This is a genomic window from Janibacter sp. GXQ6167 (assembly GCF_041365945.1).
GTDB lineage: Bacteria > Actinomycetota > Actinomycetes > Actinomycetales > Dermatophilaceae > JBGFSK01.
Genome location: NZ_JBGFSK010000004.1, coordinates 175,194 through 189,125, shown reverse-complemented (window position 1 = coordinate 189,125; position 13,932 = coordinate 175,194). Strand labels below are relative to the sequence as shown.

The 13,932-nt window shown below is 68.3% G+C and carries 15 protein-coding genes and 1 tRNA gene; 7 read left to right on the top strand and 9 right to left on the bottom strand.

Translation table 11 applies throughout. The annotated features are described in order from the left end of the window. Positions 1-58: 58 nt before the first annotated feature. From AB8K43_RS07715 to AB8K43_RS07705, 3 genes are all read left to right on the top strand, one after another. Positions 59-1,045, top strand: a complete 987-nt coding sequence (locus AB8K43_RS07715; protein WP_370893112.1) for an IS481 family transposase — start codon at positions 59-61, stop codon at positions 1,043-1,045. A 68-nt stretch (positions 1,046-1,113) separates the two neighbouring features. After that, entirely contained in the window at positions 1,114-2,844 is a 1,731-nt protein-coding gene (locus AB8K43_RS07710; protein WP_370893110.1) for a hypothetical protein, read from the top strand. A gap of 66 nt (positions 2,845-2,910) precedes the next feature. Then, on the top strand, positions 2,911-3,600 hold the full coding sequence (locus tag AB8K43_RS07705) for a hypothetical protein (protein WP_370893108.1): 690 nt from the start codon (positions 2,911-2,913) through the stop codon (positions 3,598-3,600). 21 nt (positions 3,601-3,621) lie between these two features. Here AB8K43_RS07705 and AB8K43_RS07700 read toward each other — a convergent pair whose 3' ends face one another. Next, positions 3,622-4,290 carry an HAD family hydrolase gene (locus AB8K43_RS07700; RefSeq protein ID WP_370893106.1) on the bottom strand — a complete coding sequence of 223 codons (669 nt, stop codon included), beginning with the start codon at positions 4,288-4,290 and terminating at the stop codon, positions 3,622-3,624. Between the two features lie 81 nt (positions 4,291-4,371). Here AB8K43_RS07700 and AB8K43_RS07695 point away from each other — a divergent pair, with 81 nt between their 5' ends. Beyond that, positions 4,372-5,244: a PAC2 family protein gene (locus tag AB8K43_RS07695; protein WP_370893104.1), complete on the top strand. Its 873-nt coding sequence runs from the start codon at positions 4,372-4,374 to the stop codon at positions 5,242-5,244. Here the strand turns inward: AB8K43_RS07695 and mshC are convergent, their stop codons facing one another. Genes mshC through AB8K43_RS07675 form a run of 4 tightly spaced genes read right to left on the bottom strand, consistent with a single transcriptional unit; the run spans position 5,245 to position 8,549 of the window. Then, positions 5,245-6,486 (bottom strand): cysteine--1-D-myo-inosityl 2-amino-2-deoxy-alpha-D-glucopyranoside ligase, encoded by a 1,242-nt coding sequence (gene mshC / locus AB8K43_RS07690; RefSeq protein ID WP_370893103.1) that lies wholly within the window; start codon positions 6,484-6,486, stop codon positions 5,245-5,247. 38 nt (positions 6,487-6,524) lie between these two features. After that, positions 6,525-7,319 (bottom strand): SCO1664 family protein, encoded by a 795-nt coding sequence (locus AB8K43_RS07685; protein ID WP_370893101.1) that lies wholly within the window; start codon positions 7,317-7,319, stop codon positions 6,525-6,527. A 4-nt stretch (positions 7,320-7,323) separates the two neighbouring features. Next, positions 7,324-7,848: a DUF3090 domain-containing protein gene (locus tag AB8K43_RS07680; protein WP_370893099.1), complete on the bottom strand. Its 525-nt coding sequence runs from the start codon at positions 7,846-7,848 to the stop codon at positions 7,324-7,326. Between the two features lie 11 nt (positions 7,849-7,859). Next, positions 7,860-8,549, bottom strand: coding sequence for an MSMEG_4193 family putative phosphomutase (locus AB8K43_RS07675; protein ID WP_370893097.1), 690 nt, complete (start codon positions 8,547-8,549; stop codon positions 7,860-7,862). 65 nt (positions 8,550-8,614) lie between these two features. On the opposite strand from AB8K43_RS07675, the gene AB8K43_RS07670 reads away from it, so the two are divergent. After that, a complete protein-coding gene (locus tag AB8K43_RS07670; RefSeq protein ID WP_370893095.1) occupies positions 8,615-9,619 on the top strand; it encodes a magnesium and cobalt transport protein CorA in 1,005 nt (334 codons plus the stop codon). 7 nt (positions 9,620-9,626) lie between these two features. On the opposite strand, the gene AB8K43_RS07665 is transcribed toward AB8K43_RS07670, so the two are convergent. Then, complete coding sequence (locus AB8K43_RS07665; RefSeq protein WP_370893093.1) at positions 9,627-10,493, bottom strand: undecaprenyl-diphosphate phosphatase; 867 nt, start codon at positions 10,491-10,493, stop codon at positions 9,627-9,629. A 106-nt stretch (positions 10,494-10,599) separates the two neighbouring features. After that, a complete protein-coding gene (locus tag AB8K43_RS07660; RefSeq protein WP_370893091.1) occupies positions 10,600-10,926 on the bottom strand; it encodes a primosomal protein in 327 nt (108 codons plus the stop codon). 40 nt (positions 10,927-10,966) lie between these two features. On the opposite strand from AB8K43_RS07660, the gene AB8K43_RS07655 reads away from it, so the two are divergent. After that, positions 10,967-11,164: a DUF5703 family protein gene (locus AB8K43_RS07655; RefSeq protein WP_370893089.1), complete on the top strand. Its 198-nt coding sequence runs from the start codon at positions 10,967-10,969 to the stop codon at positions 11,162-11,164. Positions 11,165-11,186: 22 nt separating this feature from the next. Here the strand turns inward: AB8K43_RS07655 and AB8K43_RS07650 are convergent, their stop codons facing one another. Beyond that, positions 11,187-12,527 (bottom strand): M20/M25/M40 family metallo-hydrolase, encoded by a 1,341-nt coding sequence (locus tag AB8K43_RS07650; protein WP_370893087.1) that lies wholly within the window; start codon positions 12,525-12,527, stop codon positions 11,187-11,189. A 95-nt stretch (positions 12,528-12,622) separates the two neighbouring features. Between AB8K43_RS07650 and AB8K43_RS07645 the strand changes: the two genes are divergently transcribed. Next, the gene (locus AB8K43_RS07645; protein WP_370893085.1) at positions 12,623-13,492 is read left to right on the top strand and encodes a bile acid:sodium symporter family protein; all 870 of its coding nucleotides are present in this window, start codon (positions 12,623-12,625) and stop codon (positions 13,490-13,492) included. A 288-nt stretch (positions 13,493-13,780) separates the two neighbouring features. Here AB8K43_RS07645 and AB8K43_RS07640 read toward each other — a convergent pair. Beyond that, positions 13,781-13,866 (bottom strand) — tRNA-Leu (locus AB8K43_RS07640). Positions 13,867-13,932: the final 66 nt, after the last annotated feature.

Below are 13,932 nucleotides of genomic sequence, written 5' to 3'. Positions count from 1 at the left end.
CCCCCCATGGGGGCCGGTCGCTGACGCGACCGGCCACCGACCTATGTCAGGAGGAACTTTGAGTCATCCCAATGCGGCGCTGACCCCGCGTCATCGTCTCAAGGTCGCCCGCCTCGTCATCGAGGACGGCTGGCCGATCAGTGAAGTCGCAGCCCGCTTTCAGGTGTCCTGGCCGACGGTGAAACGCTGGGTCGACCGCCACCTTGCCGGCGAATCAATGGAAGACCGATCCTCGCGCCCGAAGACGTTCCCGACCAAGACGGGGCTAGCGGTGACGAAGCGGTGCGTCAGCCTGCGAATGCGGTTGCGGGAGGGGCCGGTTCAGCTCGCGTCCCGGCTCGGCATCGCCCCGTCCACGGTGCATCGAATCCTCACAGCGGCGCGCCTGAACCGGTTGTCGTACGTCGATCGCGCGACCGGTGAGCCCGTCCGGCGCTACGAGCACCCCCATCCCGGTTCGCTCGTACACGTGGACGTGAAGAAGCTCGGGAACATCCCCGACGGCGGCGGATGGCGCTACGTCGGCCGGCTCCAAGGCGACCGCAACCGGGCCGCGACACCGAGCAAGCCGAAGAGCGAGTGGCACAACCCCAAAATCGGGTACGCGTTCGTGCACACCGTCATCGACGACCACTCGCGGGTGGCCTACACCGAGATTCACGACGACGAGACCGCCGCCACCGCCGTCGCCGTCCTGCACCGAGCCGTCGAATGGTTCGCCGACCGCGGCGTCACCATCGAACGGGTGTTGTCGGACAACGGCGGCGCCTACCGGTCGCACCTGTGGCGCGACACCTGCGAAGCCCTGTCGACCACACCGAAGCGGAGGCGCCCCTACCGACCCCAGACCAACGGGAAGGTGGAGCGCTTCCACCGGACCATGGCCGACGGGTGGGCCTACGCCCGCTGCTACAGCAGCGAGCAGGAACGCCGTGACGCCCACGAGGCATGGCTGCACCAGTACAACCAGCATCGCCCGTACACGGCCTGTGGCAACCAGCCGCCCTACTCACGATTGATCAACGTCTCCGGTCAGTACAATTAGTCGGCGCGGTCGACCCCCTGGCTGCTGATCCGAAGAGGGTTGTCGGACCCCAGTCCTAAACTGGACGTATGTTCGAACTGCTCGATGATGAGACGGACCCGGGGGCCTCGGATGCAGCGGCCGCCCTCGGGGAGTCGATCGAGCAGGTGCAAGAGGCCGCCCCCTTCGCGCTCGCCGAGGCCCTCGCGGGATTGTCCCCGCGCACGGTAGCCGCGATGCGAGTGGGCGAGGCCGAGCGCGTGGTGGCCGCCACCCAGCGGGTGATCAACGCGGTCGCTGCCCTCCAGGCCGAGGCCCTCACGGCGGTCGCCCTCGCCACCGAGGAGCAGGTCGCGAGATATGAGGCATCGCGGCGCGCGGACCACGCGCAGCGATGTCGAGAGGCCGCCGATCGAGGTCTGCCTCGACCGCAGCCGCTGCACCCGATCCCGGGAGGTTGGGGCTTTGCCGCCGCCTCGCTCGCACCGATCCTGCGGCTCTCCCCGCGGAGCATGACTGCTCGGATCGAGCGGGCGGTCGACCTCACCACGTCGCTGCCCGGCACCCATCGCGCTGGCCTTCGCGGCGACCTGGAGCCCTACCGCGTGGACCAGATTGTCCGCGCTGCTCAGGTCACCCGCCACGAGCACCGCGAGGAGTTCGAGGCCCGACTTTTCCACCCGGGAGAGCGCCATCGCGACGCCGACCCCGATCGGCCGGTGGTCGAGATGGACTGCGGACGTCTTGGCGAGCGAGCTCGTCGGGTGGCGGCAGCCGTCGATCCGCAGGGCCACGCAGAGCACGCCAAACGGGCAGCGTCGCGCCGCCATGTCACCTGCCGACCCAGTCGGGACGAACCCGGCATGGCCGCGTGGGAGGCCCTCCTGCCGAGTGAGACCTCCGCTCGCGCGTGGGCAGCGATCGATGGCCTGGCTCAGCAATACCTCGAGGCGCGGCGGCGCAGCGGCGAGAAGGGGGCCAGCCTGACCTCCGCGCGCGCCGACGCGATGACGGACCTGATCCTCTCTCAGGCCACGGTCACCACGACGGTCGAGCTCCTCGTCTCCTCCGACCTCATCCGCCCGGTCGACGAGGGTCGCGTTGCGCCGGTTCGCTCACGCGGGACCTCACGCACCACCCCGACCGGTCATCGGCTCGACCTGATCATCGACGACGACGCCCCCCGGTGGTGCTGGGAGGGTCCCACGCGATGGCCGCTCCCCGATCCCGACCAGGTCCCCCATGGTGTCGCCGAGTACGAGATCCGATCTCTTCTGCTCGACGCGAAGCAGTTGGCGGCGAATCCGCGGATCACCCGCGACGATCGGGGGCGCACATGGTTCGTCCCCGAAGGGATCACGTCGGTGCGCCATGGGAGCCTCCTACCGGATCACCTCGCGACCTGGCTCGCTGACCCCGACGTGACGGTTCGCATCACGCCCCTCGATCCGACACGGGGCGTCGTGAACGGACCGGCGAGCCCGGCTTATCGCCCCGGCGCTCGGCTCGCCCGACAGGTTCGGGCGCGCGACGGCACGTGCCGCTTCCCGGGCTGCCGGGTCCCCGCTACCCGCTGCGACCTGGACCACGTGATCGCTTACCCGCACGGACCGACCGATGAGGCCAACCTCGTCGCGCTGTGTCGGGCCCACCACGGCTTCAAGCATCACGCGGGGTGGCGCCTATCCCTCGACGCTGAGCACGGCGGGTGTACCTGGACGGCTCCCGACGGGCGATCCCACCGGACCTGGCCTCAGCGACACCTCGATCCCAGCACGACAGCTGCTGGCGAGGCGGAGTCGGCGCCGCCGAGCGCCTGATCGGCGACCAAAAAAACCCGCGCGTCGCCCTCGCCGCGCCCCGGTGATGCCCCCTATCGTGAACGGGTGGCGCAGCCCCTCACCGATGCCGGTGTCGTCCATCATCCGGTGGCCGAACTCATCCAGGCATGCCTGGAAGGCGACTTCCCGCCCCCCGACGGCTCGTGGGAGGTCGTGCCGCCCTGGCACCCGAACCTCGCCGCCATCATTAGCGTGACCGGGCGCGCCATGTTGTGCCTGCCCGAAGGGGGCCCGGTCCACACCCGCTTAAAGGGCCTCCTTGCGAGCGGAACCCCGGTCGATGGCTTCGGAGCCGCCCAACACCCCCAGGTCGTGACGGCGCTCGCTGGTAATGGCTGGGTGGACGACCTCGACCTCGTGCTCGCGCGCACCGGGCTCGCGCCGGACGACGTGATCTCCCCCAAGCCAGAGGACCTGCGCGAGGTCGATCCCCCCTTCGGGCACCCGCGAGTCGATCGAGCGGTCCGGATCCGCGACGATGTGCGCGTCTACCGGATCGATGGGATCGATGGGCTCGTGACGGTGGGCTCCGGGATCGGTGCCCTGCCCGAGATCAGCGTCGAAGCCGACCTGCGCGGCGGCGGTCGGTGGCTGGTCGATGGCGCGTTGCGCACGGTCGCGAAGTCCGAGGTCGTGATCGCCGCCGTGGCCCCGGGCAATACGCGCAGCCTGCGCCTCTTCCTCACGATGGGCTTTGTGCCCGTCGCCTCGGCCCAACTTTTCATCCCCGAGTAGTTCGGTGAGGACGAAGGGGGTTTAACGCCGCCGGGCCGTCGCGGCGAGATCGACGAGGTCGGCGACGCCGAGGCCCACGAGGGTCGGGACCTGGACGGCGCCGGCGATCACCGGGACCGGCACGACGTGCGGAATCGCGATCGTCGGCACTCCCGCAGCGGTCGCCGACCGGACTCCGGTCGGGGAATCTTCCAGCGCCACGCTGCCCCCGGCGGTGACGCCGAGCGCTCGGGTCGCGGCCAGATACGGCTCGGGGTGCGGCTTGCCATGGCTCACCTCATCCCCGGTGATGACCGCGTCGAAGGTGTCGGTCTCCAGGGCCGCGACGACCGCTTCGGCCAGCGAGCGCCAGGACATCGTGACGAGGGCATTTGGCACCCCCTTCGCGACCGCATCGGCGAGCAGCGCACGCGCCCCCGGCCGCCAGGGCACCTCGATCGCGATCTGCTCGAGGACCCGCGCGAGGAGGTGATCGACGACCTCGTGCGGGCTGAGCTCGACCGGGGAGTTGGCGACGATGATCTCGCCAGTCACGATCAGGTCGTTGCCGACGCACTGATGGGCGAGCTCGTCAGTCCAGGAGCCGCCCCACGCGGAGACGAGTTCGTGCTCGGCGGTGATCCAGTACGGCTCGGTGTCGACGAGGGTCCCGTCCATATCCCACAGGACGGCCTCGGGCAGTTTGCTCACGTGCGAGGACTCTAGGCGACGTAGGCTTACAACTCACCACGCCCTCCCGGGGGCACCCGTCGATGAAGGGAGTTTGCGCCGGTGATCGACTTCGAGGACCTGCCCGAGCTGCACGACCCGGTGATGATCATCGCCTGCGAAGGGTGGAATGACGCTGGCGAGGCCGCGACGGGCGCACTCGCGCACCTGGCGGATTTGTGGGATGCCGAACCCGTGGCGGCCCTCGACCCGGAGGAGTACTACGACTTCCAGGTCAATCGCCCTCGCGTCGTGAGCGACGAAGGGCGCCGCCGGATCCAATGGCGCACCACCCGGATCCTGCTCGCCTCTCCCGACAGCCTCGGACGCGATGTCCTGCTCGTGAGTGGAATCGAGCCGTCCTTCCGCTGGCGCGCCTTCACCGGAGAGCTCCTCGAACTTGCGACGGATGCCGGGGTGGGCCTCGTGATCAACCTTGGGGCGCTCCTCGCCGATGTCGCGCATACCCGCCCGATCCCGGTGACGGCGACGAGCGATACCGAGGCCACCCGCCACCGCTACGACCTGGAGCGGGCCACCTATGAGGGGCCGACCGGCATCGTCGGGGTCCTCGCGGACGCCATGGGTCAGGCCGGGATGGATTCGATTTCCTGCTGGGCAGCCGTCCCGCACTATGCCGGCCACTCCCCGTCCCCGAAGGTGACGATGGCCCTGATCTCCGCGGTCGAGCGGCTCCTCGACGTGCCGATCGACCCGGCCGACCTCGTTGATGAGGCGCGCGCCTGGGAGCGAGGGATCAATGAGTTCGCCGAGAGCGACGAGGAGGTCGGCGAGTACGTCGAGGCGTTGGAGCAGGCGCAGGACACCGCGGACCTGCCGGAAGCAAGCGGCGATGCGATCGCCAAGGAGTTCGAGCGGTACCTGCGTCGGCGCGGACCCGGTGACAGCCCCTATCCGGGCGGCAAGGACCTGTAGTTAGAGCCGAATCCCGAGCAGCGCGTCCAGCGCTCGGGCGAGCACTCCGGGCGCCGCGGGGTCGCGTTCGCTCATCGTGGCCCGATCGCACCAGGCGTCCACCGCTGCCAATGCCGCGGGGGTGTCGAGGTCGTCGGCGAGAGCGGCGCGGATCGCGGCGATGGTGTCATCCGCGGGCGGAGCACCGTCCACCGAGAGCGCCGCGAGCCACCGGTCATGACGGTCCTGCGCCTCGGCGAGCACATCGTCGGTCCACTCCCAGTCGCTGCGGTAGTGGTGGGCGAGCAGAGCCAGCCGGATGACCATGGGGTCGACACCCTCCGCGCGCAGCGTGGATACCCGCACGAGGTTGCCCTTGGACTTGCTCATCTTTTCGCCGTCGTAGGCGACCATCCCCTGATGGGTGTAGTGGCCGGCGAAGGGAGCGTCGGTGAGCGCGTGGGCCTGGATCGCGGTCATCTCGTGGTGCGGGAAGATCAGGTCCGAGCCTCCCCCTTGGACATCGACCGGCGAGCCCAGGTGCTCCATGGCGATCGCGGTGCACTCGATATGCCAGCCGGGCCGTCCCCGCCCGAGCGCGCCCGCCTCCCATGCGGGTTCACCCCCGCGTTCCGCCCGCCAGAGCAATGGGTCGAGCGGGTCCCGCTTCCCCGGCCGGTCAGGGTCTCCCCCACGCTCGGCGGCGAGGGTCAGCATCTCCTCGCGCGGGTAATGGCTGATCGTCCCGAGCCCGGGCACGACCGTGGTGTCGAGATAGACGTCCTCGCCGTCGGCGTCCTCATTGGGCAGGGAGTAGGTGACGCCGGCATCGACCAGCCGCTGGACGGCGGCGACGATCTGCGGCATCGATTCGACGACGCCGACGTACTCATGGGGCGGGAGCACGCCGAGCGCGGTCATGTCGTCGTGAAAGAGCGCGATCTGGTCTGCGGCGAGGTCTTGCCAGTCGACGCCATCACGCTCCGCGCGCTCGAGCAGCGGGTCATCGATATCGGTGACATTTTGGACATACCGCACGTCGTGGCCCGCCGCGAGGAGCGCCCGGTGGACGAGGTCAAAGGTCACGTACGTCGCAGCGTGGCCCATGTGGGTCGTGTCGTACGGGGTCACGCCGCACACATAGAGCGTCGCGGTGCCCTCCGGGGTCACCTCGGTGACGGCTGCCTCTGCGGTGTCATGGAGCCGAAGGGGGATGCCGTCACCGGGGACGGCGGGCACGTGGGGGCGAGGCCAGGCTTTCACCCGGACAGCCTACGAGAGGCCCGAGCGATCCCGTGCCACTACATCGCCGGCCACGGGATCGCGGGCCATCCCGGGCTCGGCATCGGATGTCTGCGGGTCGCGAGGAGGCGCTCGACCCGCTCGGTCAGCGCATCGATCTCGGTGGAGGTGAGGTGGGGTTGCAGCTGGGCCACCAAGGACTCGTCGTCGAGCGCTCCCGCGAGCGCCTGGAGGCGCGTGATGTCGCCTTCGACGAGGGGGCGTCCGGCCCAGCCCCAGAGCACCGTGCGCAGTTTCGGCTCCTCGTGGAGGCTCACGCCGTGGTCGATCCCCCAGGTGTGATCGTGCCAGTCCAGGAGGTGGCCACCCTTGCGATCGGAGTTGTTGAGCACGGCGTCGAGGACCGCGATCGAGCGGAGCACGGCGGTGTCGGCGTGCGCGAGGACGAGCGGTTCGCCCCCTTCGCCCTCCCCTTCGAGGACCACCCACCACCCCTTCGGCACCTCATCGGCGGTGGTCACGGTCACCGGACTCGGCGAAACACGGGGCGGCTCCCCGATCCACTGCTGGAGCGCGCCGGGTCCGAGCGGGCCATCGCGCAGGACCGTCGGCGGGACGATGCCCCACCCGCCCGCCTCATCGATCAGGGCGCAGGCGATCTCGCGTCCGGCGAGGGTCCCGTCCGGGAAATCCCAGAGCGGACGCTCCCCCGCGATCGGTTTGTACACCGCGAAGACCTCATCGGGTGCGGCGGTGACGCGCACCAGGGCCGCGTGATTACTGGAGTCCGGCAGCCCGCCAAGCACCGAGATGTGGCCCGTGCGCAGCAGCACCCGGGTGGCATCGGCGTCCACGGGGCTAGCGCTTGTAGCCGTTGGCCCGCGGGCAAATGTGACCCGTCGGGTCGAGCGGGCCACCGCAGAAGGGGCATGCCGGCCGACCCGCCTGGACGACGGTTTCGCTGCGCTGAGCGAAGGCTCGCGCCTGGGCAGGGCGCAAGACCACCCGCAAGGTGTGGGCCCCGGGCGCGTCGTCGGCGTCCAGCTCATCCGGGTCGTGGTCGTGGCATTCGATCACCACGACGTGACGCTCGTCGTCCCAGGCGAGGGAGAGCGCAAGCACGCGGTAGTCCTCTTCGACCGGCGTGTCGAGCGGCGCGTTGTCGATCTCGGCGACCGCGGCCGCGATCCCGGCCTCGGCCTGAGCGACCTGATCGAGCATCGCGCCGATGCGTTCGGCGAGGACCTTGGCGTGGACCTTTTCGATCGAGACCTGGACGCGTCGGTGCTGGTCACTGGCCTGGATGAAGAAGGTGCGATCCCCAGGCTCACCGACGGTCCCGACCACGAATCGATCGGGCGGATCGAATTCGACGATGCTCATAAATCGACAGACTAACCCGCGCCGCCGCCGACGACACCGTCCCCTTGGGCGAGCGGTTCGCTCGGGGGTGCGTTGAGCGAACCGGTATCCCCGAACCGCATGATCATGGGCCGCTCGGAACCGAGCCGCACGACCGAAATGGACGCCGGGTCGACCTGGAGACGCTGGAAGTGGGCGAGCCCGGACCCCAACAGGTCGGCGAGGATCGCCTTGATCACGTCGCCGTGCGAACAGAGCGCCCAGAGCGCCTGCTCACCATGCTCGGCGGTGATGTCAGCATCGAGTTCACGCACCGCGTCGAGCGCCCGCGCCGACATCTGCGGGAGCGACTCCCCCGGGTACTCAGGCGAGTCAGGGAAGCGAGCGGCGCACGGGTCATCTTGGACGATCCGCCACAGCGGCTCCTTCGCGAGTTCCTGAAGGGGGCGGCCGGTCCAGGCCCCATATCGGCACTCGGCGAGGCCTTCGTGGAGGGTGGGAGTAAGGCCCAGGCGGGCCGCAAGGGGCGCGAGGGTTTCCCGGCAGCGCTCCAAGGGGCTGCTCGCGAGCGCGCTCAGCGGCAGGTGCCCGAGCCGCTCGGCGAGGCCTGCGGCCTGCTCCTCCCCCTTCTCATCGAGGTGCACCTCCGGCATCCATCCGGCGAGGATGCCCTCTGTGTTCGCGCTCGATCGGCCGTGCCGGATCAGGATGCAGGTCGCCACGAGTCACCAGCGTAAAGGCGGCCGAAAGGTGCGGGTCCGGCGACGGGCGTGGTGACATAGCCCTCGTGATCGTCAATCAGGCCCGGTACAGCAACGGTAAGCGGCTCCCTTGCGGTGATATCTCGAAAGAGTTGGAATCGCTCAAGGGCAGTGACACCAGTGATTTCATCTGGATCGGGCTCCTCAACCCCAGTTGGGACGCCTTCACTCGGATCATCAGCGAGGAATTGGACCTCCACCCGCTCGCGGTCGAAGACGCCATCAATGGTGATCAGCGCGCCAAGATCGAGCGCTACGGGGACGCGGTCTTCGTCGTGCTGAAGCCCCTGCGCTATGTCGAGGAGACCTCCGATATCGAGACCGGCGAGCTGATGCTCTTCATCGGTCGGAATTACATCGTGACGATCCGGCGCGGCGAGGCGAGCCCGCTCGGCAACCTGCGCGCTCACCTTGAAAGCGAGCCCGCGTCCTTGACCCATGGGCCCATGGGCGTCTTCCACGCGATCGTCGACTCCGTGGTCGATAACTATCAGCGGATCGAAGACGAGATCCAAACCGACCTCGATGAGATCGAGACGGCCGTCTTCGATAGTCATTCGGCCGTCACCTCCGAGCAGATCTATCGGCTGAAGCGGGAAGTGCTGGAGTTCAAGCGGGCCGCGATGCCGCTCAACCGTCCGCTGGCGCATCTCTATGGGCCCGGATCGCCGGTCGATGACCCCGAGCTGCGACTGCTCTTTCGCGATGTGCACGACCACCTCATGCAGGCGATCGACCAGACCGAGTCGCAGGATCGCCTGCTCTCCGATGTCCTCAACGCTCACCTCGCGCAGGTCGGGGTCAAGCAGAACGAGGACATGCGCAAGATCTCGGCCTGGGTCGGGATGGCTGCGCTCCCGACGATGATCGCCGGCATCTATGGGATGAACTTCGAGCACATGCCCGAACTCAACGCCAGCGTCGAGATCGCCGGGCGGGATGTGTACTACGGGTACCCGATGGTGCTGCTCACGATCGTGCTGGCCTGCGCGTACCTCTACCGGCTCTTTAAGAAGTCCGGGTGGCTTTAACCGCCGTTTAGGTCGCCGCCATGGTGCCGGTGCCGAGGAGGATCAGCAGGATCGTGCCGACCGTGACGCGGTACCAGACGAAGGCCATCAGCGAGTTGTTCGCGACGAACTTCAGCAGCCAGGCGATGGAGGCGTAGGCGACCACGAAGGCCACGAGCAGCCCGACAAGCATCGGTCCGTAGCCGAGCTGGCCCAGGTTGGAGCGCTCCTCGATGGCCTGGAAGGCGCCACCTGCGGTGAGGGCCGGGATCGCCATGTAGAAAGACAGCTCGGTCGCGGTGACCCGGTCGATGCCGCGCAGCAAGCCCGCGGAGATCGTGGCACCGGAGCGGGAGACACCCGGGATCAGCGAGAAGCACTGAACCGAACCAATGATGAGCCCGTCGAGGAGGGTCACCTGACCTTCGCCGCGCTGGACGCCGCGCTTGTCGAGGACATCGTGGCGCCGCTCGGCGATCACCATCACGATGCTCCAGAGGATCAGGGCGGCGGCCACCACCCAGAGGCTGCGAAGGTCGCCGGTGATGAGGTTGCGCAAGAAATAGCCCGCGAGGCCCACCGGGATCGATCCGACGATCACGGCCCAGGCCAATTGGTAGTCATGATGAGCGCGCGCCTCGGCGCTCGTGAGCCCGCGCACCCACGCCATGAAGAGCCGCACGATCTTGCGCCAGAAGTAGAGGAAGGTCGCGACGATCGCGCCGAACTGGATGATCACCGTGTAGGCGGTCACGACCGGCGCGTCCACGGGGAGCCCGAGCAGCTTCTCGGTGATCGTGAGGTGGCCGGTCGAGGACACGGGCAGGAACTCCGTGAGGCCCTCGACGACACCCAGGACAATCGCCTGGAAGTAGGACAGGTCAACGACATTCACGGGATCAAAGAGCCTCTCGGATGGGGACGACGGCGGGCCGGAGCCTCGGAAAGGTTACCGGCCGCACCCTGAGGAGACCCTGAGGGTCGCCGGGGAGGTTCGTGACCTAGTCGCGCTCGTCCTCGTCGTAGTCCTCATCGTCCAGCCCCGCGTAGGGACCGGGCGCCTGATCCTCGTCGAGGTCGTCGTCCTCGTCATCCTCTTCGTCATCGAGGTCGTCATCGTCGATAGGCTCGCCGACTACTTCGAAGGGGGTCATTTCCCCGGTCGCGGCGAAGAGCGCGTCGTCGTAGGTCTCGAAGGCATCGGCGAGGTCCTCGTAGGAGGCGACCACCACCGGGTCGTCTTCGCCGTCGCGGCGGCCCGAGGCCTCGTAGTGACGCTCCAGAGCAGCGATCAGGGCAGTGAGCGCGGCGCGCGCATCGGCGGTCATACCAACGACGGTAGCGGGTTGTGGGCCACAATGGCAGACGATGGTCGAGTACGAGTACAGCGTCTTAAACTTCCCCCGCGGGGCGACGCGCTCCCAGGTGCGTCGGACCCTTGCCGAACACGCCGAGTACGGGCATTGGGAGTTGCACCGAACGGTGATCTATACCGGCGGTCTGCAACGGTCCTGGTTGCGCCGCAAGATCATTCGCGTCCCGCGCCAGGAGCGGCGCGCGGGCTAGGAAGTCGAGCGCTCGGTCCCGCTCAGCAGGTCTGGAGCAGGCGCCAGAGCACCCGCGAACCGAAGTGCAGTGCGTCGACCGGCACCCGCTCGTCGATGCCGTGGAACATCCCCGCGAAGTCGAGTTCGGCCGGCAGGCGTAAGGGGGCGAACCCGTACCCGGTGATCCCGAGCAGCGAGAGCGCCTTGTTGTCGGTCCCGCCAGACAAGCAGTACGGCACGACCTGCGCCTCGGGGTCCTCGGCGAGCAGCGCCTCCGTCATCGCCTCGACGAGGTCCCCGGAGAAGGGGGCCTCGAGCGCGATATCCCGGTGCTCCATCTCGATCGCCACATTCGGACCGACGAGCTCCTTCAGCGTTTGCATCAGGTCCTCTTCGTGTCCCGGGAGGTAGCGGCAATCCACGGCCGCCACGGCCTCCTGGGGGATCACGTTGTGCTTGTAGCCCGCCTGGAGCATCGTCACGTTCGCGGTGTTCTGCAAGGTGCCGCGGACGAATCCTTGGGCGCCGCCGAGGTGCTGCAGCAGGTCTTCGGCGTCGTCATCGGTGTAGGGGGTGCCCGTCGTCTCCGAGATCGAGTCGAGCAACTCCCGGACCGAGGCGAGGTACTCGCGCGGCCACTCGTAGGCGTTGATCCGGGCGATCGCCTCGGCCAGGTGGACGATCGCGTTGTCCTTGGTCGGGACGGAGCCGTGCCCTGCTCGCCCGCTCGCGCGCAGGTGCAGCCAGGCGATCCCCTTCTCGGCCGTCTGGAGGAGGTAGGCGCGACGGGTCCCCCCTTCGGCCCGTGGCACCGTGACGCTGTACCCACCCACCTCGCTGATCGCCTCGGTGACGCCCTCGAAGACCTCCGGGTGGTTCTCCACCAGGTAGTGGCTGCCGAGGCGGCCGCCAGCCTCCTCGTCGGCGAAGAAGACGATGACGAGGTCGCGCGGCGGCACCGTGCCGGTGCGCGCCAGGTGACGCACGCAGGCGAGGATCATCGCGTCCATGTCCTTCATGTCGACCGCGCCGCGGCCCCAGATGCACTCGTCGCGCTCGACCCCTTCGAAGGGGGGAACGCTCCAGTCCTCGGCATTGGCCGGGACGACGTCGAGGTGTCCGTGGACGCACAGGGCTCCGCGGGAGCGATCGGCGCCGGGGATCCGCACGGCCACCGTGGTGCGCCCGGGCTTGCTCTCGTAGACCTGCGGCGTGAGCCCCACCTCGCGCAACTCACGCACGACATAGTCGGCCGCCTCGCGCTCCCCCGGTCCGGAGTCGTCCCCGTAGTTCGAGGTGTCGATCCGGATCAGTTCCTGACAGATCCGGACGACCTCCTCGGGGGGTGGGCCGTCAGGGAGCGAGCGGGAAGGAAGCGACATGGCCGCCACTGTAGGCGCGACCCCAAAGGTTACGCGACAGTAACAACGGCTGCTGGCGGGCCCAGGTGTCGTGAAGGGGCCCCTAACCTCGGCGCATGGATTCGTCACTGCTGACGATCGGCCTCCCGATCGCGCTCGCCGTCATCATGCTCGGGCTTGGCCTCGACCTCACCCCATCGGATTTCGCCCGCGTGGCGCGGCGGCCGAAGGCGGTCCTCGTGGCGCTGGCCTGCCAGATCGTGCTCTTGCCGCTCGTCGCCTTTGGCCTGGTGAACCTCTTCGGGCTCTCCCCCCTTCTCGCCGTGGGCTTCATGCTCCTCGCCGCCTCCCCCGGCGGGACGACAGCGAACCTCTACAGCCACCTCTTCCGCGGCGATGTGGCGCTCAACATCACCCTCACCGCGATCAACTCGGTCCTCGCGATCATCACGCTGCCGCTTGTCACCAACCTCGCGCTCGCTTACTTCGCCGCGAGCGAAGATGGCCTCACGATGCAGTTCGGGAAGGTCGTGCAGGTCTTCGCGATCGTGCTGATCCCCGTGGGGATCGGAATGTTGATCCGTGCCAAGGCGCCGGACTTCGCGGCGCGGATGGATCGGCCCGTGCGGATTGCGTCGGCCATCTTGCTGCTGCTCGTCGTGCTCGGGGCGATCCTCGGCGAGAAGGACAACTTCGGCTCGTACTTCGCGCAGGTCGGCCTCGTCTCCACCCTCTTTTGCGCCATCTCGCTGACCGTCGGGTACATCGTGCCGCGTCTGCTCGGCATGACCGACCGGGAAGCGATCGCCTCTGGTTTCGAGATCGGGATCCACAACTCGACCCTGGCCATCGCGATGGCGGTGACGGTGCTCGGCGAGGCGGAGATGGCGGTGCCCCCGGCGGTCTACGGGATCGTGATGTTCTTCGTCGCCGCCGCCTTCGGGATGATCGTCTCCCGCCGAGCAGCCCCGCGAACCGCGGTTTAGTGACAGGTCGGTGCACAAACCGTCGCTTCCGGGGGCGGGAAGTGCAGGTAAGTGACAGCTCGGTGCACCAACCGACGCTTGCTGGAGTGCGAAGTGCAGGTGTGTGGCAGGTCGGTGCGCGAAGCGTCGCTTCCCGGGGGCGGGAAGTGCAGGTTTGTGACAGGTCGGTGCGCGAACCGACGCTTGCTGGAGTTCGAAGTGCAGGTTTGTGACAGGTCGAGTGCCTCACCGGCCCATCGCGAAGGCCCCGCCTCTTCGCTGAGAAGAAACGGGGCCTTGGCGCTTCGGTGTCCGAGGGGGGACTTGAACCCCCATGCCCAAATAAGGGCACTAGCACCTCAAGCTAGCGCGTCTGCCAATTCCGCCACCCGGACAAGTGCTGCCGCTCGGCCTCCCAGGAGAAGGCCTCGCAACGAAGGGGAACGCTAGCACGCCGATCA

Coding starts and splice junctions, on each gene's coding strand:
- AB8K43_RS07710 (WP_370893110.1), top strand. CDS start 1,114: ATGTTCGAACTGCTCGATGATGAGACGGACCCGGGGGCCTCGGATGCA.
- AB8K43_RS07680 (WP_370893099.1), bottom strand. CDS start 7,848: ATGAGCATCGTCGAATTCGATCCGCCCGATCGATTCGTGGTCGGGACC.
- AB8K43_RS07660 (WP_370893091.1), bottom strand. CDS start 10,926: ATGACCGCCGATGCGCGCGCCGCGCTCACTGCCCTGATCGCTGCTCTG.
- AB8K43_RS07655 (WP_370893089.1), top strand. CDS start 10,967: ATGGTCGAGTACGAGTACAGCGTCTTAAACTTCCCCCGCGGGGCGACG.
- AB8K43_RS07650 (WP_370893087.1), bottom strand. CDS start 12,527: ATGTCGCTTCCTTCCCGCTCGCTCCCTGACGGCCCACCCCCCGAGGAG.
- AB8K43_RS07645 (WP_370893085.1), top strand. CDS start 12,623: ATGGATTCGTCACTGCTGACGATCGGCCTCCCGATCGCGCTCGCCGTC.